19 protein-coding genes are annotated in these 19,321 nt (G+C 44.1%); 11 read left to right on the top strand and 8 right to left on the bottom strand.

What is annotated here, in order from left to right:
- The first annotated feature begins 4 nt into the window (after positions 1 to 4).
- Genes ACMXYS_RS13855 through ACMXYS_RS13840 form a run of 4 tightly spaced genes read left to right on the top strand, consistent with a single transcriptional unit; the run spans position 5 to position 4,973 of the window.
- Positions 5 to 1,636 carry a GspE/PulE family protein gene (locus ACMXYS_RS13855; protein WP_415896883.1) on the top strand — a complete coding sequence of 544 codons (1,632 nt, stop codon included), beginning with the start codon at positions 5 to 7 and terminating at the stop codon, positions 1,634 to 1,636.
- Complete coding sequence (locus ACMXYS_RS13850) at positions 1,633 to 2,847, top strand: type II secretion system F family protein (protein ID WP_415882252.1); 1,215 nt, start codon at positions 1,633 to 1,635, stop codon at positions 2,845 to 2,847. The genes ACMXYS_RS13855 and ACMXYS_RS13850 overlap by 4 nt, the downstream gene beginning before the upstream one ends.
- A 3-nt stretch (positions 2,848 to 2,850) precedes the next feature.
- A complete protein-coding gene (locus tag ACMXYS_RS13845) occupies positions 2,851 to 3,303 on the top strand; it encodes a hypothetical protein (protein ID WP_415882251.1) in 453 nt (150 codons plus the stop codon).
- Positions 3,300 to 4,973 carry a type II secretion system protein GspD gene (locus ACMXYS_RS13840; RefSeq protein ID WP_415896882.1) on the top strand — a complete coding sequence of 558 codons (1,674 nt, stop codon included), beginning with the start codon at positions 3,300 to 3,302 and terminating at the stop codon, positions 4,971 to 4,973. The genes ACMXYS_RS13845 and ACMXYS_RS13840 overlap by 4 nt, the downstream gene beginning before the upstream one ends.
- 52 nt (positions 4,974 to 5,025) lie before the next feature.
- On the opposite strand, the gene gloA is transcribed toward ACMXYS_RS13840, so the two are convergent.
- Positions 5,026 to 5,418 (bottom strand): lactoylglutathione lyase, encoded by a 393-nt coding sequence (gene gloA, locus ACMXYS_RS13835; RefSeq protein ID WP_415882249.1) that lies wholly within the window; start codon positions 5,416 to 5,418, stop codon positions 5,026 to 5,028.
- A gap of 166 nt (positions 5,419 to 5,584) precedes the next feature.
- On the opposite strand from gloA, the gene ACMXYS_RS13830 reads away from it, so the two are divergent.
- From ACMXYS_RS13830 to ung, 6 genes are all read left to right on the top strand, one after another.
- On the top strand, positions 5,585 to 5,908 hold the full coding sequence (locus ACMXYS_RS13830) for a phasin family protein (protein ID WP_415882248.1): 324 nt from the start codon (positions 5,585 to 5,587) through the stop codon (positions 5,906 to 5,908).
- Between the two features lie 59 nt (positions 5,909 to 5,967).
- Positions 5,968 to 6,486 carry a flavodoxin FldB gene (gene fldB, locus ACMXYS_RS13825; protein WP_415882247.1) on the top strand — a complete coding sequence of 173 codons (519 nt, stop codon included), beginning with the start codon at positions 5,968 to 5,970 and terminating at the stop codon, positions 6,484 to 6,486.
- A gap of 115 nt (positions 6,487 to 6,601) precedes the next feature.
- Positions 6,602 to 7,696 (top strand): peptide chain release factor 2, encoded by a 1,095-nt coding sequence (gene prfB, locus ACMXYS_RS13820; RefSeq protein ID WP_415889130.1) that lies wholly within the window; start codon positions 6,602 to 6,604, stop codon positions 7,694 to 7,696.
- Positions 7,697 to 7,728: 32 nt separating this feature from the next.
- Complete coding sequence (gene lysS / locus ACMXYS_RS13815) at positions 7,729 to 9,231, top strand: lysine--tRNA ligase (protein WP_415896881.1); 1,503 nt, start codon at positions 7,729 to 7,731, stop codon at positions 9,229 to 9,231.
- Positions 9,232 to 9,340: 109 nt separating this feature from the next.
- Positions 9,341 to 9,781 (top strand): hypothetical protein, encoded by a 441-nt coding sequence (locus ACMXYS_RS13810; protein ID WP_415898258.1) that lies wholly within the window; start codon positions 9,341 to 9,343, stop codon positions 9,779 to 9,781.
- A 1-nt stretch (position 9,782) separates the two neighbouring features.
- Positions 9,783 to 10,469, top strand: coding sequence for a uracil-DNA glycosylase (gene ung / locus ACMXYS_RS13805; RefSeq protein WP_415896880.1), 687 nt, complete (start codon positions 9,783 to 9,785; stop codon positions 10,467 to 10,469).
- On the opposite strand, the gene ACMXYS_RS13800 is transcribed toward ung, so the two are convergent.
- The 6 genes from ACMXYS_RS13800 to rsgA form a co-directional block, all read right to left on the bottom strand.
- A complete protein-coding gene (locus ACMXYS_RS13800; protein WP_415896879.1) occupies positions 10,441 to 11,700 on the bottom strand; it encodes a GGDEF domain-containing protein in 1,260 nt (419 codons plus the stop codon). The genes ung and ACMXYS_RS13800 overlap by 29 nt on opposite strands.
- A 94-nt stretch (positions 11,701 to 11,794) precedes the next feature.
- A complete protein-coding gene (locus ACMXYS_RS13795) occupies positions 11,795 to 12,811 on the bottom strand; it encodes a YgfZ/GcvT domain-containing protein (protein ID WP_415896878.1) in 1,017 nt (338 codons plus the stop codon).
- A gap of 178 nt (positions 12,812 to 12,989) precedes the next feature.
- On the bottom strand, positions 12,990 to 13,862 hold the full coding sequence (gene asd / locus ACMXYS_RS13790) for an archaetidylserine decarboxylase (protein WP_415882240.1): 873 nt from the start codon (positions 13,860 to 13,862) through the stop codon (positions 12,990 to 12,992).
- Positions 13,862 to 14,674, bottom strand: coding sequence for a sulfurtransferase (locus tag ACMXYS_RS13785; protein WP_415882239.1), 813 nt, complete (start codon positions 14,672 to 14,674; stop codon positions 13,862 to 13,864). The genes asd and ACMXYS_RS13785 overlap by 1 nt, the downstream gene beginning before the upstream one ends.
- A gap of 82 nt (positions 14,675 to 14,756) precedes the next feature.
- On the bottom strand, positions 14,757 to 16,385 hold the full coding sequence (locus ACMXYS_RS13780; protein WP_415896877.1) for an HDOD domain-containing protein: 1,629 nt from the start codon (positions 16,383 to 16,385) through the stop codon (positions 14,757 to 14,759).
- Between the two features lie 42 nt (positions 16,386 to 16,427).
- On the bottom strand, positions 16,428 to 17,456 hold the full coding sequence (gene rsgA / locus ACMXYS_RS13775; protein WP_415896876.1) for a small ribosomal subunit biogenesis GTPase RsgA: 1,029 nt from the start codon (positions 17,454 to 17,456) through the stop codon (positions 16,428 to 16,430).
- A 204-nt stretch (positions 17,457 to 17,660) separates the two neighbouring features.
- Between rsgA and orn the strand changes: the two genes are divergently transcribed.
- On the top strand, positions 17,661 to 18,167 hold the full coding sequence (gene orn / locus ACMXYS_RS13770; RefSeq protein ID WP_415884678.1) for an oligoribonuclease: 507 nt from the start codon (positions 17,661 to 17,663) through the stop codon (positions 18,165 to 18,167).
- On the opposite strand, the gene queG is transcribed toward orn, so the two are convergent.
- On the bottom strand, positions 18,164 to 19,288 hold the full coding sequence (gene queG, locus ACMXYS_RS13765) for a tRNA epoxyqueuosine(34) reductase QueG (protein WP_415896875.1): 1,125 nt from the start codon (positions 19,286 to 19,288) through the stop codon (positions 18,164 to 18,166). The genes orn and queG overlap by 4 nt on opposite strands.
- Positions 19,289 to 19,321 lie beyond the last annotated feature (33 nt).

Below are 19,321 nucleotides of genomic sequence, written 5' to 3'. Positions count from 1 at the left end.
GGCTATGGCGATTAGGGATAAATGGCTAATTGAAGCTGCTATTAAGCAAGGGCTGATTACTGAGAGCCAGCATACAGAGGCCAGCTTACATGCGCGCCGTTTAAAAATGGATGAGAAGACGGTGCTTTGTTATGAGCAGCGGATAGCGCCAAGTAGCTTCTATCATGCTTATGCTAGTGAGCATGGTATGCAGTATCTTCGACCATCGCAGATCCAAGTAGATAAAAGTCGCCTGAGTAATATACCGCAAAGTTTTATTCGTCAGTTTCGTATTCTTCCTGTCGATATAGGTGAAGTTGATAGCGATAAAATCTATGTCGTTACCGATTCTCCAGAGAATCCGACACTCGAAAAACAGTTACAGCGATTATTCAAGACGGATGTAAAACTCTGCTTGGCTGAGCCAGAAGCATTTGAATGTAGTTTGCGTTTAGATGTGGAGTTAAGCAATGCAGAATTAGGTTTTGATGCAGTTGCAGAGTTTTCTGAGTTGTTGAATCAAGCTTATATGCATCGAGCATCCGATATTCATATCGAGCCCTTAGCTGACTACTACATTGTGCGATTGCGGGTAGATGGCCAATTACAGCAATATGGGAAGCGTTTTACCCTTTCGGAAGGGATCTCTTTAGTTAGCCGTATTAAGGTTATGTCTAACCTGGATATTGCCGAAACTAGAATGCCTCAGGATGGCGGTGCTGATTATACAACGCCTTATAATGTCGAGTTTGAAATGCGTGTGGCGACAGCGCCAACTAAGCATGGTGAGCGAGTAACCCTACGTTTGCTTGGCACGGATAATCAGTTGTTTACCCTGAAACAGCTAGGGATGTCTGATGTAACGTTACGGCAGTTCAGCCGCGTCATTGCTCAGCCTCATGGCATTGTTCTGATTACAGGGCCTACAGGGAGCGGTAAATCTACAACGCTCTACGCTGCGCTTGAAGAGTTAAAATCGGAAAGCACCAATATTCTTACTGCTGAAGATCCTGTTGAGATGGTGGTAGAGGGTGTTTCTCAAGTGCAGATGAATGCGAAGGTGAATTTTGCTTCTGCCCTTCGAAGTTTCCTTCGTCACGATCCCGATATCATTATGGTCGGTGAGATTCGTGACTCTGAAACCGGTGAGATTGCTCTAAAAGCTGCTACTACGGGCCATATGGTTCTATCTACCCTGCATACCAATTCTGCGATTGCCAGTGTCACGCGATTGAAAAATATCGGTTTAGAACCGTTTATGATCGCTTCAAGCCTTCAAGGGATTGTCGCGCAACGATTGGCCAGAAAGCTTTGTCAGAGTTGTAAGTTAGAGATGCCGGCAGATTTCTCAGAATTGAAACAGCTGGGTTTACCATCGGATGATCTAGTTATGCTCTCTCACCCTCAAGGGTGTTCGCTGTGTAATGGCACGGGCTTTAAAGGGCGTATTGCTCTATTCGAAACCTTGTGGATGGACGAGATATTGCGTGAGTTAATCACGCAAGAAGCCGACGAACAACAGTTACGTAAGCATGCTCAGTATTATATCAGTCTTGCTCATGATGGCCGCGAGAAGGTACTTCAGGGCTTAACCTCGATGGAAGAACTCCGCCGCTTAGGTCTTCTTAATCAGTTTGATGAGGAGGCTAACGGATGAAGTTCGTCTATCAGGGGATGAATACCTCGGGTGAAACCTGCGAAGGGACTATCTCTGCCGTTGATCATGATGCAGCAATTGCTAAGCTGCAAAAGAAAGGGATCTATATCAGCAGTATTCAAGAGAATGCTGGAAGTGGTGCTGCAGATAAACCGAAACAAGATGCCTTTGAGCAGTTGCTTTGTCTGTTACCTGTTAAGACCAACCAAAAAATATTCTTTTTCCGTCAGTTAGCATTGATGTTTCGTTCGGGGCTCTCCGTGACTGAGGCGCTGAATATTTTAGGCGGTATTCAGCGTGGCAGAATGCGCGAAATTATTCTGGATATTAATGACCAGATCAGTGCGGGTCAGTCGTTCTCTCAATCTATGGAGAAGTATGAGTCGGTTTTTTCACCACTAGCGCTGCATATGCTGCGCAGTGCTGAAGCCAGCGGTGAGTTGGAACCTGCTCTAGTACGTATTGCTGATTTTATGGAGCGCCAAGCTGATATCAAAACCCAACTTATCTCTACCATGACATACCCGGTGGTGGTGCTGTTTATGACTGTTGGGGTGTTTATCTTTTTGATGTCGACGGTTATTCCTAAGTTTGCCGCTTTCTTTGAAAAAACGGGTAGAACGCCTCCGCCAGAGATGATTCAGATGATGGGTATCTCTAACTTTATCCAACAGTATTGGGCGCATGTATTGGTAGGGATCTTACTCATTTTGATCGGAATTATTTTGACGTATTCCCGTAAGAAAGGGCGCTTTTATATCGATTACTTGCTCCTAAAAGTTCCTCTGGTGGGTAATATGATCTCTGCAAGTTCTATGTCGCAAATTACTTGGGGATTATCCAGTATGTTGCAAAGTGGCATATCAGTAGTTCAGTCCTTAGAGATCATTAGTAAATTGATCAATAACAAGGTGATAGCAAAAGATATTGCGGATGCATCAGAAGAGATTCTTCAGGGGGCTGATATGGGGAAAAGCTTCCGTAAGCCTCATATCGAAGGGCTTATTCAAGAGATGACTTTAGTCGGTGAAAGAACAGGTAGCATGGTATCGGTGATGAAGGATGCCGGTACATTTTATGAAGAGCGTGTGCGCATGATCACTAAGGCCATAGCAACAGCTATGGAGCCGGTAGCCATTCTACTGATTGGCGGCATTGTCGGTTATGTGTATTACGGATTCTTCAAATCGATGTTTGCGGTGTCAGGTTAATTGATGATGAAAAAAATAATATTACTGATGTTTTTAATTATGGCGAACCCGACGGCTGTTGTAGCGGAAATGGTTAAAGCTACTCATGTTAATGTCGGCGCAGGTTCTGGCGTAATTATTATGCGTGATCCATTTAGCGAACCTCAAACATCGCAGCGGAGTGATAAAAATGGAATTCTGGGCGGGCTGGTTAATAGCTTCGGACAAGGCTTCCGTAGGACACCAGGTGAGGTAAAAGTTCCTAAATTGCTCTTCAAGGGCTATATAGATCGAGGTGATTCCAGTCCAATGGCTTTATTGCAGATTGCTGGTAATCGGGTGCACTTAGTTAAAGAGGGGGATGAGATTAATGTAGATCCCGCTAACCCGCGCCAAGCAATCAGAATTACAAAAATATCCCGTTTAAGTATTACTGTAGAAACAGGCACTTTAGGGCAGATGAAGGTATTACGATGAAAGGTTTTGGAAGAATTGCCCTAATACTGGCTTTATTAAATCCGTTAACAGTTTCTGCTGCAGTTATTTCGGAATTGGAGTTTGCGGATACTCAGTTGAGAGATGTTATTCGCACGCTATCGGAGTTATCGCAGAGTAATATTATTGCAACCCCTGGTGCTATCAATAAACGAGTGACCATACATCTAAAAAATGTGTCAGATATTGATGCTATTAAGTCGATAAGTCGTATCAGTGATCTATGGTATCGCTATGATCAAGATACAAATACTTACCGGATTATGACTCGGGAAGAGTATGCAAAGGACTTGGTTGTTCGTGAAAGTCAGCGTATCGAAGTATTTCGCTTACTCAATGCCAATGTCCGTATCGTCGCTCAGGCAATTGAAGATCTTTATGGTGATCGTGTAGAGCTTTCTTTAGGCGAAGAGCCTGGTAAAACTAAGTTTTCAGGTAGTTCAAGATCATCTTCTAAGAACAGTAACCTTCAAACATCTGCAGCTACTGAAGAAGCTAAGAAACTGTCTCTTGGGCAGCTTGAGCAATTGCTGCAAGGAAACACTAATGCTTTATCGATAGATCCGGCTGCTATGCAGGCCGTAACCCTTAAAGCGCAGCCAATCTATGTCACAGTGAACAATGAGCATAATATGATTATTGTGCGTACTGATGACAGCAAGATTATTAATTCCATCAAACAGTTGGTGGATAAGATGGATATTCCAGTACCTCAAGTAATGCTAGAGATGAAAATTTTGAGCATAACTTTAGGTGATGACTTTAACTCTATCTTTAACTTTGAGTTAGCGCCTCAAGGTGGGAATCAATCTACAGTTCCTCTCAAATTGGGTAATAATGCTTTGCTTAATAGCGGCAGTTTTATCTATGAATTCCTTAACGATAAGCTTAAAGCAAATATTGAATTTCTTGATGAAAATAAGCGCTTAAAAGTGTTATCAAATCCGATGGTATTAGCTTCTAATCACCGAGAAGCGGATCTATTTATTGGTGAAGAAAGTGTACTGACACGTGGGTTTACCTTTAATCCTGCTCAGATTGATAATGGGGTAGTTGTATCTCCTTCTTATATAGAAACAGATACTGAGTTAGAGGAGATCGGTATCTCTTTAAAAATTACTCCACGTATTAATTCAGATGGTACGGTGCTACTGGAACTACAACAAGAAAGCTCCACCCTGAATCCTGGGGGTGGCACAATTCCTGTACCTGATGGTAATGGTAATGTTGTGAATTTAGCGATTGATACAGTTAATACCTCTCGCCTAAAAGGTATCGTTGCAGCTAAGAATGGTCTCACAGTTGCTGTAGGTGGCTTAATTCGTACTACTAGAACTAGAAATGAACGCAAGGTCCCGTTACTTGGTGAAGTGCCTGTTGTGGGGAATATCTTTAAGTCGACGATCGAAAGCGATGAAGAGACAGAGATGGTCTTATTGATTACTCCTAGAATTCTAAATTCACCTTCAGAGAGCCAAGAGTTGCAACGTGGTAATAACCGTTTTTATCAACAGTATAATGACGGATTCCCTGATCCAGCCCCTGCAGAGAACCGTTTTATACAAGCACCTGTTCAGCAGTCGAAACCTGAATCTAAAAAAGCTGGATCGGAGCTGTCTGATATTGATCAATTTATGATGGATGCAGGTTAAAGCACATCCATCATTCCTTTCTTTAAAGCAGGCCTAGATACCTAGGTTTGCTTTAGTCTGTTCTCTTCGTCCCTAAAAGTTCGATCATATAACCGTCAGGATCTTTTACAAAGGCTAAGATTGTTGAACCGTGTTTCATCGGTCCGGCAGGGCGAACCACTTCACCGCCTTTGGCTGTTATTGCATCGCACGCGGTGTATACATCTTCAACTTCAATGGCTAAGTGACCAAACGCATTACCGAGTTCGTATTGATCAGTATCCCAGTTATGGGTGAGCTCAAGTGCGGTGTGCTCAGATTCATCGCCATAGCCTAAAAAAGCTAAGGTAAAGCGGCCGTCAGGATAGTCTTTACTGCGTAACAGTTTCATACCCATTAGCTGTGTATAAAACTCAATAGATTGCTGTAAATCAGTAACACGCAACATGGTGTGTAAAAGGCGCATAATTCAGCATCCTTTTTATTTATCTTTGGTATGATGGGAGATATAAGTTTTGCCATTATATCTTTACAGTGCTTTATTATAAGGATAGATATAACAGAAGTCCTACGTTCTGTTCTGGGTATTGTGTGCGTACGGTTGTTTCTCTGGCGAGATAGGGAAGGTGTTTATGTTTCAAGATATGAATAAAAAGATCTCGGATTCGATGGGTCCGTTCAAAGAGTTGGTCAATATTCAAACCAAGATGCTTGAAGAGCTTACTCGCCAGCAGATGGAATGCACAAAGTCTTGTATTGAAGCGACTATTCAGCAGACAAAAGAGATGCAAAAGTGTCAGTCACCAAGTGATTTGATGGAGCTACAACGTAGCTATGCGAAAGAATTGGAAGACACACTCAAAGCGGCAAGCGAACAGAATATGAAAGCGTTACAAGATGCTCGCACAGAAATTGAAGATGTAGCTCAGCATACATTCGACGCTTTTAATAAGTAATTTTAAACCACCTAAAAAGCAGCCTAGGGCTGCTTTTTTTGTTTTATCTGGAAAGAAAAATGAGTGCTTCAATCGGTTTGTTTTATGGCTCCACTACGGGGAATACTGAAAGCGTAGCAGAGCTAATTACAGAACACCTTGGTCAAGATAAAGTCCATCGTATCGATATTGCTGCTGACGGTATTGAGAGCGTGTCTGAATATGAACATCTTATCCTTGGAATCTCTACTTGGGACTTTGGTGAGCTGCAGGAGGATTGGGCAGACCTATGGGAACAGTTGGATGCCGTAGCGGTTGCAGGTAAAAGCTGTGCCCTGTTTGGCTTGGGTGACCAGATTGGCTACAGCGAGTGGTTTTTAGATGCGATGGGACTTTTACACGAACGATTGCAGAGTAAAGGTGCCCAGATGGTTGGTTATTGGCCTGTTGAGGGTTATAACTTTGAAGCGTCTAAAGCGCTAACACCAGATCATAATCAGTTTGTCGGCCTTGCGATTGATGAAGATTGCCAGCGTTCAGAAACTGAAGAGCGTGTTGCCACTTGGTGCCAGCAAATCAGCAAAGAGTTCGAACTCTAGTCTTACCGCTGTTATCAAATCTGTGTTAACAATTCAGCCTAAACAAGTAGTGTTATGTGCTGATTTTCGGTAAAATATCGCCCTTTTTTAAACTGCCGGCTATAGATTCTATACCATGGAAATTAACCCGATTCTTAACAACCTCAAAGATATTACAGTGCGTACTGAAGCGCTTCGTGGCTTTCTTGATTACGAAGGCAAAAAAGAACGCCTGGAAGAGGTCACTCGTGAACTGGAAGACCCTGCAGTTTGGGATAATCCAGAAAATGCGCAGCAATTGGGTAAAGAGCGTTCTACGCTTGAAGCTGTGGTAAACACAATCGACGAACTGACAGCGGGTGTTGATGATACACGTGATCTGTTAGATATGGCTGTTGAAGAAGATGACGAAGATACAGTCGCAGAAGTCGAAAGTGATGTTAATAGCATGCTGGATAAACTGCAGACGCTTGAATTCCGTCGTATGTTCTCTGGTGAAGCCGATCCAAATAACGCCTTCCTAGATATCCAAGCGGGTTCTGGCGGTACTGAGGCTCAAGATTGGGCTGAAATGATGCTGCGTATGTACCTGCGTTGGGGCGAGGATAAAGGCTTCAAAACTGAGCTTTTGGAATGTTCTGCGGGCGATGTTGCGGGTATTAAGTCTGCGACGATTAGTTTCCAAGGCGAATACGCTTTTGGTTGGTTACGCACCGAAACCGGTGTTCACCGTCTAGTACGTAAATCACCATTCGATTCCGGTGGTCGTCGTCACACATCTTTCTCTTCCGTATTTGTATCTCCAGAGATTGATGACAACGTTGAAATTGAGATCAATCCAGCAGATCTACGTGTCGATGTATACCGTGCATCGGGTGCTGGCGGTCAGCACGTCAACCGTACAGAATCTGCAGTACGTATTACGCACGAACCTTCCGGCATTGTGGTGCAGAGTCAGGCGCAGCGTTCTCAGCACCAGAACAAAGACACCTGTATGAAACAGCTTCGCGCTAAGCTATATGAAGTTGAGATGCTTAAGCGTTCAGAAGCGGCGCAGGAGCAAGAAGATAATAAAGCGGATATTGGCTGGGGCAGCCAGATTCGTTCTTATGTGTTGGATGATCAGCGCATTAAAGATCTGCGTACAAACGTTCAGAGTTCAAACTGTGACAAAGTACTGGACGGCGATCTGGATCTATTTATCGAAGCTAGCCTTAAAGCTGGCCTGTAAAGAATTTATTAACTTAAAGGTTTACCACACCGATGTCTGATAACACTCAGAAGCAAGATGAAAACCGCCTGATTGCGGAGCGCCGTGAAAAGCTAAACGCGCTACGTGATGAAGGTAATGCATTCCCAAATAACTTCCGTCGCGATAGCTATGCTGAAGACCTTCAGGCTCAGTACGGCGATAAATCGAAGGAAGAGTTGGCTGAAGCAGGCATCAAGGTGAGCATTGCGGGTCGTGTAATGCTAAACCGTGGTGCTTTTGGTGTTATTCAGGATATGACAGGTCGTATCCAGTTTTACGTAAACAAAGAAGCACGTAAGTTTGCTAAAAGCTTGGACCTTGGTGATATCGTAGGTATCACAGGTGAGCTGCATAAGTCTGGTAAAGGCGATCTATATGTAGATATGGGCGAATACCAGTTGCTAACGAAAAACTTGCGTCCGTTGCCTGATAAGCACAAAGGTCTTCAGGACACTGAGATCCGTTACCGTCAGCGTTATGTCGACCTGATCACTAACGAAGATTCTCGTAAGGTATTTGAAACACGTTCTAAGATTGTTTCTGGTATCCGTAACTACCTAACTGAGCGTCGCTTTATCGAAGCAGAAACGCCTATGTTGCAGGTGATTCCAGGTGGTGCGACAGCACGTCCATTTATCACGCATCACAACGCGCTAGATCGTGATATGTATCTGCGTATTGCACCTGAGCTATATCTGAAGCGTTTGGTTGTCGGTGGCTTTGAGCGTGTATTCGAGATCAACCGTAACTTCCGTAACGAAGGCCTTTCTACGCGTCACAACCCTGAATTTACAATGATCGAGTTCTATCAGGCGTATGCGGATTACAATGATCTGATGGACCTAACAGAAGATATGCTGCGTACTGTTGCGCAGGATGTTTTGGGTACAACAACAATCATCAATACAGTACGTAACGATGAAGGTGAAGTGCTGGAAACATTTGAATACGATCTAGAAAAGCCATTCCGTCGTATCAGCGTGTTCGATTCTATCCTGCACTACAACGATGACATTACTGCTGAAGCGCTAGCAGATGAAACTGCTGCTCGTCAGATTGCACAGCGCATGGACATCGATGTTAAAGATAGTTGGGGCCTAGGTAAGGTTCAGATTGAGATCTTCGAAAAGACTGTAGAGCACCGTTTGGATCAGCCTACATTCATCACTGAATACCCAGCAGAAGTGTCTCCGCTTGCACGTCGTAACGATGCAAATCCTTTCATTACTGATCGTTTCGAGTTTTTCGTAGGCGGTCGTGAGCTTGCTAATGGCTTCTCGGAGTTGAATGACTCCGAAGACCAAGCTGAGCGTTTCCGTGCGCAAGTAGCTGAAAAAGATGCGGGTGATGATGAAGCGATGCACTACGATGGTGACTACATCAACGCGTTGGAGTACGGCCTACCACCAACGGCTGGTGAAGGTATTGGCATCGATCGTTTGGTAATGTTGTTTACTGACTCTCCATCTATTCGTGACGTGATCCTATTCCCTGCAATGCGTCCGCGCGGCTAAGGTTAGAACCGTTTTCATACTAAAGCCCTCGTTTGAGGGCTTTTTTGTATATAGCTAAACCTATGTTTGTTCTATATCGTTAGGTAAAAAAGGAAGAGATACTGTGGCGATGAACTGGTTATTCCCAACAGAAAAGCGCTCTATACCAGCTAAGCGCTGGTTGGGTATAAGTTTGCGAACGATTCATCTCGTTGGTATTGCTGGTTTGGCTGGAGCCTATCTTTTCCAGCAGCCAGAGAGTAGTTGGTATCCTTATTTGCTTATGACCCTTGTTAGTGGTTTTCTGATGGCCGCTATGGAAGTGTATGGGGATGGTATTTGGTTGATACAGCTCAGAGGCACAGCTATTGGCATTAAGTTGCTGCTGCTATCCACAGTTTTTTGGTGGTTTGAGCAGCCAAATGCCTATATCTATTTTCTAGCCATTATTATCTCTGGCATTGTTTCTCACGCTCCTGGAAAGTTACGGTACTATTCCATCTGGCATCGTAGAGTCATAACAGAGCCTGTTGCGTTAAGTTCTAACGAAGTTAAAAATTGTGGTGGTTGAAATGCGTACGGCATTAGAGAATGCTTCAAGTTGGCAGGCTGTTCTTGCTGAACAGTTTAAGCAGCCTTATATGCTAGCTCTGAATGAGTTTCTTGAAGAGCAAATGTCTCAGCATAAAATTATCTATCCTCATTCAGATAATTGGTTTCATGCTTTAGAAACGACGCCGTTGGATGATATTAAAGTCGTGATTTTGGGGCAGGATCCTTACCATCAACCTGGTCAAGCTCATGGGCTGTGCTTCTCGGTGATGCCTGGGGTCAAAGTACCGCCCTCTCTTGTGAATATCTATAAAGAGCTAGAGAGTGATTTAGGGCTTCCTCGACCTGATCATGGTTATTTGGAATCATGGGCTCAGCAAGGGGTTTTGCTACTCAATAGCGTGCTAACAGTGGAGGAGAGCAGTGCAGGTGCTCATCAAGGTAAAGGCTGGGAGGTGTTTACCGATCAAGTCATCCAAGCGGTAAATCAACATTGTAATAATGTTGTATTTCTTCTTTGGGGAAGTTACGCGCAGAAAAAAGGAGCTTGTATTGATGAGGCAAAGCACCTTGTCTTAAAAGCACCTCATCCATCACCTTTGTCTGCTCACCGTGGATTCTTGGGCTGTCAGCATTTCAGTAAAACCAATCAGTATCTACAGCAGCAGGGTAAAGTGCCTATCGATTGGCAGCTTCCGGCTCTCTAGCATCATGAAGAAGTGGTAGTTCGGACTGGGTAACCGGACTAGGGGTAAAGTAGCAATGCTGACCCCGCCCGCGCTTTTTACTTTCATACATGGCGATATCAGCCCAGTGTAATAGACCTTCAAAATCGGTTGCATCTTTCGGTGCAAACGCAGTCCCTGCGCTACAGCGTATATGTAGTGCTGCTGGAGTGTCGATAATTGGATGATCTAAGCGTTCATGGATACGCTCCATAATATGATCCAAAGCTTCCTGTGCTTCAAAAATGCTGTCGGCTTGAATCAGTAAAATAAACTCGTCGCCGGCAAGGCGGGCCAAAATATCATCTTCACGAAGGATTTGGTTAATAGCCGTAGTGAAGCTAGTGAGAACTTTGTCCCCAACGTTATGGCCGTACTCGTCATTAATAGGTTTGAAGAAATCTAGATCGATAAAAGTCAGGGATAGAGCGCTTTGTTTTCTTTGCGCTCGACTGATTGCTTGTTTTGTAATGGCTTCAAGCATTTTTCGATTGGGTAGGCCGGTTAGCTGATCAGTATGGGCTAGCTCTTGTAGGCGTCTATTTTGCTCGGATATCTGGGTGTTAGCTAAAGCTAACTTTTGCATATAACGAGTTCGGCTATCAGTAAAGCGGTGAACTGAATAGCCAGATATTAAGGTCATGGTTACAATGGCTAAGAGTAGTAGAGCAAGCAAGGAGTTTTGAGCCGTATCTTCATAACTAATGCGCATTGTGAGAGAGCTTTCTAGAGCATTAGCTTTCTGAATAATCTCTATGAAAATCTTATCTTGGCGTTGTTCTTCCTCTGTTCCAGCATGTGCAGCTTCGAGGTTGAAATATCTTTGATCTATAGACTTACGGAGTTTCTCTAGTCTATAAACAAGCCGATTAGCTTGCTGTCGAAGCTCTTTGTACTCTAGGGGTTGGTAGATATTTTGATTGAGGGTTCCTCCATCTAAAATCGCGTTTGCGTACCATATTGCTTGATCTAGATGGGTGTATACCGTTCCTATTGATACAGTAGAATCGCCTGCAGATATCTCTTCAAACCATAGGTGAGCTTGCGCCACCTCAAGTTTGATCTCCATAGAGGCATCAAGCCACGGGATGTATTTTTGAAGTGTGCTTTGAGCGCTAAGGTGAATATATAAGAGAAGGAGTAGGCACAGGGTGGCCGTTGCACCAGTAAGCAATAATGGTACTCTCGGGCTGGTTGGTGCCGAAGTTGTCATCCTTGAGCCTCTCCCTAGGCCTTTTACGAAAGTTGTAAGGGAGTGTCTCGTTTATTGCTTTCTGGGTCAACAGTTGTGCTCTATTTGTTCAGTTTTATTTTGGCTCAAATAGTTTGGGGTCTAGCTCGTAAGGAAGTGAAGCTAGCTCTAGCTTTGCATCTCCAATTTGTAGATCGCCTTTTTCGGCTAGGGTTTTAACTAATACGGCCAGTACGCGGTAACGGTTTTCGCCACAAGGTGCAGCAATCACTACTTGGCCTGCTTTTGGCTTGTCTGGGCTGCTCACTTCCTGGCCTGGTTTTGGTTGCTGATTAGCTGTGATTTCAGCAATGTACATCGGCTTTTTGAGTTGTCCGCGATGTTGTAGACGGGTAATGATCTCTTGTCCTGTATAGCAGCCCTTGCGGAAGCTAACGCCGCCCAATGCTTGGAAGTTAGTCATTTGAGGAATGAAGGCTTCTTGTGTTTCTGCGCGAAGGTCAGGGATTGCAGCGTCTATTTCGCTGAGTATCCAGGTATCGGTTGAACCAATGCCTACTTCGTCTGGCAGATTTTGAATTAGTTCTACTAGACCGCTATTTTCCATCCAAATTTCGTAGCGGTTGCCAGGTACACGAACAACAACGCCGTTACTTAGGCTGATAATGCTATCGTCTTCGGTTGGAGACTGTTCAAATAGCTGCTCAATAAGTGCTTGTGCGCCAGGACCAGTTAGGCCAATGCCACTTACTTGGGTGCTAATATCTTCCGCTTCTGCTTTGGAAAAGATCATATACTTTTTCAAGTTATTGCTGGCACTTTCAAAAATATCGTGGCTCATGCGCAACCAAACGTGATCTTCGCCTTGTTTAAGCATACGGAATAGGCTCAGCATATGGCCTTTGATATTGCAGTGAGCCCCGAGAGCGCTGCCTCGCACGAATACTTCTGAAACATCGCAGGTCAGCTGACCTTGAAGGAATTTTTCTGTATCCGGACCTGCTATAGATAGAACGCGTTGATGTAGCAGTGGGATGATTTGGGTTGTTTTGGGGGTTGTACTGAGTACAGCTGTGTTGTCAGTATTGAGTTGAATATCTTTATCTTTTAATAATTCAATCAGATTGCTCATCGTACATTAATACCTAGACTGTGACTCTACACTCCTAGTGTATGCTAAATACAAACTGAGGACAGCAGACAAAGTTTATGGTTATTCAGAATGAGATCGATCCTTCTGACTAACCTTTGTGGTGCACCTTGGTCAGTTGAAGTGAGGAAGCTAGGTGCACAAATACAAAAGAGGATGTTTAAGCGTCGATTTTCTTCGCTATCATTTTGCCAAGTTCAACAGGGCTTTCTGCGGCGAGCTCTTCTGCCCAAGAGATCTGGTCTTTGCCAAATAGTAATACAACAGTTGAACCGAGTTTAAAGCGCCCCATCTCTTCGCCTTTCTCTAAAGTAATTGGTTCAGGAGAGGTTGGGCTGAAACTTGTGTGAACGGGGCGTTTTAGTGCAGGCGCTTCTTGTCCTGACCAAACTGTCTCAATGCCAGCCACAATCATTGCGCCGACTAACACCATCGCCATAGGGCCGTATTCTGTGTCGAAGTAGGCAACTAAGCGCTCATTGCGGGCAAATAATTGATCAACGCCTTCTGCTGTTGTCTGGTTTACTGAAAACAGATCGCCAGGAACATAAGTGGTATGAGTTAGCGTACCCTTAACAGGCATGTGAACTCGATGATAATCCCTAGGGGAGAGATAGATAGTCGCAAACTCACCATCAATAAAATCTTTTGCTCTTTCTTGATCGCCACCTAATAGCGTTGCTAAACCATAACCACGGCCTTTTGCTTGAAAGATACGACCATGCTCAATTTTCCCTAATTGGCTAATTGCGCCATCTGCTGGACTCACAATATGTGTTGAATCTGTATCGATCGTGCGCGCGCCGTCTTTTAATTCACGGGTAAAGAAAGCATTGAAACTAGGGTAGTTGGTTGGAATCTCTTCACGAGCTTCCGTCATGTTGATCTGATACTTCTTGGCGAACCATTTGATAAATGTGTTTTTTACCCAAGGAGTTTGGCAGTCTGCAATCTTGCCTACCAAGCGTGATAACAAATGCTGAGGCACGATATGTTGAAATAAAATAAACAGACGGTCAGTAAAGCTTTTCATTATTTCTCCACAGGAGTGTTTGGAAGATTACCCCATTCGAACCACGAGCCGTCGTAGCAGCGAATGTCTTCAAATCCGAGGTGTTTAGCAACCCAGTAAGTTAGACCTGAGCGGCGGTGAGTTTGGCAGTGGGTAATAATCGTGTTTTCAGGATTAATCCCTGCATCTGCTAGTAAGGATAACAATTCCTCTTTGGGTTTTAGGCGAAGATCGGAATCACTGATCAAGCAGTCAGTCCATTCGAAATGTTTAGCACCGGGAATATGGCCGCCTTTTTGAGCATTGATGACCTTTTCGCCGCTGTATTCTGCTGCACTGCGTGCATCCCAGATGGTGAAGTTAGCATCATCCAAGTGTGAAAGAATAAAATCCGCATCAGCAAGCAGGGAGTCATCATAGTTGATCTCGTGATTACTTGGTGAAGCTTGGTTCTTTTGCTGTTCAATTGCCAAGCCTGCTTGTTTCCAAGCGTCGAATTGGCCATTTAAAATGGAACAGTTTTGGTGGCCTAATATGTTTAGTGTCCACATGAAGCGGCCAGCCCAAGGCCCTTTTTGATCATCGTACGCAACAACCCATGTATCAGCTGTGATACCTAACTCATTGTAGAGAGCCGCTAATTTTTCTTTGGTTGGAATTGTATTAGGAACTGGCTTCTCACCATTTAGCAGACGGCTTGATGCTAGGTGAATGGCACCTGGAATATGCCCAGCTAGATAGTTTTCTTCACTGGATAGGTCAATTACCAGTACCTGTGGATCGTCGAGATGCTGGTGTAAAGTTTGCACCTCAACACTTAAAGGTAAATTCATTCAATCACTCCAAAAGAAAGGGCTGGTCAAAGACAATATTGGGACTATTACGACTTATTTCAAGCGTGTTGAGATACCAGTCTTACTTAAGCATTTTTTTCAGGCTAAGAGTTGCTGCTGAACAGAGGTAGCGGAATCGCTCGTGGTGGAAATCACTGATTTCAGGCCCCTGACTACCATAATCTACATGGATAATCGCAATAGGTTTTTTTCCAAAGAATAACGACATCAGTAAGAACCCATTTGGATTACCCCAACTACGGTAGACCTCCGGCAGCATTGGATTCATTTTGTCGATGTTTTCAGGCTTCACCCAAATGCACCCAGGTTTCTCTCTCAGTTTTTTAAATAAGCTAGGTATTTCCAAATCATATTGAAACGTCGACATCGGGTGAGTGTCTTCAAACCCAACGGCAAAAGCGGTCTTCATGCTGTTTGTCTTTGGGTTGACTAAAAACATACACACTCGCTCAAAACCTAATCCACGGTTCGTGCCTTGAATTAGTCCCTGAAGGATATGCTTGGGTTGCGTATAAAGGTCGTAACCTTTTAGGAATCTTTCGGCGATTTGATCGTAGATGTTTTGATCTTGAAAATCGGGTTTAACAGGCAGGCTTATTTCAGGCTCAGTGGCCTCTTCAGGTTCCAGTGTTGGCGCCGGAATCACAATTTGTGGCTTGGTTACTTCAGGCTGGCTTGCCGCCAGTATTTGGCTTTCTCTATCAGATAAACGGTAATTAATTTGTTTATCTGAGGGAAGCATGATCATTTCGGCAGCGGGTGCTAGAGTGCCTGCTACATGGTACATAGTGGATGCGCGGGCGCAGTTTTTATGCAGCATGTTGATCGTATCTGCAATTTCGCCTTTTAGATAATCGTTAACAATATCAATTATCTTCATGGTCTTGGTTTGTTGCCAACCTAGGTTGGCGGTTAAGGCGATCCAGTTTGCAAGTTTTACAGGAAAGAACTTTTCTTGTACCAGATGATTTATCTCGCGGAGATCTTCATCGCTTAGTCGAGGGTCACCCAATGCTCTTTGATGCAATTGAGCTAAGGTCTTTTTATTTGGGGATGTTTCATGTTCAAGGCTGATTGAAGCTAGTTCAGAGATTCCCCAGTGCTCGATTAAACCATGCGATATCTCTTGTATGGTGCAACCAAGTACATCTGTTTCTGCGAGAACAACATCAGTTCGTTCTTCTCTGAGTTTAACTTGGATCGCACTCATATGTAGAGCTGCATGTTGCCAAAGCATCCAATGACCTACACCGTAAAAGAGTGCTGCTAAGTGTGTTTCTTCAATGAAAGGAGCACGACGTATTTCGAGCCAATTTGAGGCTTGGGTTGCTGCATGATGGCTTATGGCGATGTAACGGAAGTACATCTTTTGAGCAACGCTAGATGGGTTTAGTTTGAGTGCTGTTGTTCCTTTTAAAACCGCATCAATATTATCTAGGCCTAGTGAGCTTATGGCGTGGTCAATGCTGGTTACTTTTGAATCGACTTGGTTATGTAATTCAGATGCCTTTCTGACCATATGTAGACACAAAACCGGATCTGATTTAATGATTCGGTTAAGAGTTTGAAGGGTGACGTTGGGGTCTCGTAACTGTTTTTGCAGACGACGAAGAACACTGTTTCTGACAGGTAATGGGCGATCTTTCAGGTATTCAACCCAACTCTCCACTCCGTATGGGGACTCTGACATCTGTTCTCCGCCTGATTCCAATATTGAAACTATGGACCAAATTTAACTATTTTGCTCTTCAATAGAACTAAGAATATGTTTGTAGCTCTTCCAACGGTATTCGCTGATAGTACCATCTTCAACAGCCGACTTTAGTGCACAGCCAGGTTCTTTTTCATGTTTACAATCGCGAAAACGGCACGACCCAGCTAAAGGCTGTAACTCTTTGAAACCATTGATAACATCATCAGGCTCAATATGCCACAAACCAAACTCCCTAATCCCAGGAGAATCGATCAAGTCACCGCCATCTGGGAAGTGGAATAATCGTGCTGTTGTAGTAGTGTGTCGGCCTTTTTTTGTTTGAGTTGAGAGTGAGCCTACTTTTAAATCTACACCAGGCAGCAACACATTGATTAAAGAGGATTTACCGACACCGGATTGACCAACGAATACGCTGATTCGATTGTCGAGATAGCTCTTCAGATCTGCTAAGCCTTCTTCGCTGGAGCTTGAGGCAAGAAGGACGGTATAACCGATATCTCTGTAACGTTGCAGCATTGCGTCAATCTCGACGCGATTGTCGTTATTTAATAGATCGGTTTTATTTAACAAAATAACCGGTTCTATCCCGCTTAATTCTGCTGCCACTAAGTAGCGATCAATCAAATTGGCATAGGGTGTTGGTTCTACTGCGACGGTGATAACTATAAAATCAATATTGGCGGCAACGGGTTTCATATCGCCATAAGGGTTAGGGCGGAGTAATTCACTTTTGCGCTCGAGTTTCGCTACAACCACCCCAGTATCTTTGCCTTCACGCCAGATAACTCTATCGCCGGTAACAAGTTGCCCTAAGTTAGTACGCATATGACAACGAATGATCTCTCCCTGGTTGTCACCTTCTTTCGCCTCGACATCAACGGTGCGGCCGAAATGGGAGATAATTAAACCATGTTGCTCTGGGCCAAGGTCGCTGCTATCCAATTGCTGTTCAATCGCAGCGTCCTTTTTCGATGCGCGAGCGGCGCGTTCGTCTTGAATTTTTTGAATGCGCCAGCTTTGACGGCGAGTTAATTTACGTTTTGCCATAATGAGTTAGCAGCGTTTTAAAGCGCGAATGCTAATAGTCTCCATTAATATCGAAGCAAGATGTTAGAAGGTAGGGTATTCTAAGGGAAAGTCAAAGAACCTGCGAATTAAGTCCGCTATTCAGTGACAGAGGTAGGTGAAAACGTCATTTTTGGAGGTAATAAGGTGGTAAGTAAGGAAAATCTGATCTGGATTGATCTAGAGATGACCGGTTTGGAGCCGAAAACAGATGTCATTATCGAGATTGCAACCATTGTCACTGATTCTGATCTGAACATCTTAGCTGAAGGTCCAATGCTAGCAATTCATCAATCAGATGAGCTTTTGGATGGTATGGATGAGTGGTGTACCAATCAGCATGGTAAATCTGGCCTTACTCAGCGCGTTAAAGATAGCCAGGTAACTGAAGCGCAGGCGGAAGCGCAGACAATTGAATTTTTAAAGCAGTATCTGGAAGCAGGCGCATCACCAATGTGTGGAAATAGCATTGGTCAGGACCGCCGCTTTTTGAATAAGTATATGCCTGAGCTAGAGGCATTCTTCCATTACCGCAATCTTGATGTGAGCTCTTTAAAAGAGCTGGCGAAACGTTGGAAGCCAGAAGTCGCCAAAGGCGTTGTGAAAAAAGGGTCTCATCTGGCGCTAGACGATATCAAAGACTCAATTGAAGAGCTTAAATACTACCGCGAGCACTTTATTAAGCTGGATTAAAATTGAATTTTCTTTCGGCGAGGGTGGGTCTGAATAGGAAGAATCTTTGCAGTAGTTCTACTTTCTAGTTGCTTTAGGGCCCACTCAACGTGCTCTCGAACGATATCAGATTCGTGAGTACGTTTACTTTCTAAAGCTTCAATCACTGTAGTGCCGCCGTTGCTGTTTCCCAACGCCACTGCAATGTTTCTCAGCCAGCCAATATGTCCTGTTCTTCTGATTGCCGAACCTTCGGTTTTTTTCAAAAACTCATCTTCTGACCATGCGAACAGAGTAGCTAACTCTATGTCATCTAATCTTTGTCGGGGGTGGAAGTCATTTTCTTGGGTGAAATCCGAAAAACGATTCCAAGGGCAAATTAACTGGCAATCATCACAGCCAAAGATCCTGTTGCCCATCAGAGGGCGCAACTCTTCAGGAATTGAGCCGCTTAGCTCAATGGTGAGATAGGAGATGCATCGGCGTGCGTCCAAAACATGCGGTTGCGGAAACGCCTTGGTTGGACATACGTCCAAGCAAGCTGTGCATTTACCACAATGATCTTCTGTAACGGGTTCATCTATTGGCAATGGCAGGTCGATCAAAAGCTCGCCAAGAAAGAATAGGGAGCCAGCTTCACGGTTTAGAATTAGGGTGTGTTTGCCACGCCAACCAATACCAGCTTTTTCCGCGAGAGGCCTTTCCAAAATGGGAGCGCTATCTACGAACGCTCGGTAGACCGATTTGCCGACCTCTTGCTCAATTCTTTTGCCGAGCTGGGTCAAACGTTTTCTAATCAGTTTGTGATAATCTCGGCCTAAAGTGTAGCGCGATACATAAGCTTTATTGTTATCGTCGAGGATCTTTGTGATCTTAGTGTCGGGTGGCAGATAATCCATGCGAACGCAGATGATACGTTGCGCTTCGGGTACTAAACTATTAGCAGAGAAACGTTTATCTAAATGGTTCTCTAGATATGCCATCTCTCCATGGAAGCCGTTGCTAAGCCATTGTTCGTAATGCGCTTGTTCTTGGCTTAAATCGCAGTCGGTAATTCCACATTGCTGAAAGCCAAGTTCCTTTGCCCAAATTTTGATCTTTTGGGCTAACGCTTTCAGGGATTCAGTTGGCATATCTGTCATGGTATCTGCTTGCCTTAATAGGCACAGGTTCCT

The sequence above is a fragment of the Neptuniibacter sp. QD57_21 genome (assembly GCF_047778075.1).
Lineage (GTDB): Bacteria > Pseudomonadota > Gammaproteobacteria > Pseudomonadales > Balneatricaceae > Neptuniibacter.
This window is presented reverse-complemented; position numbering and strand designations above follow the sequence as displayed.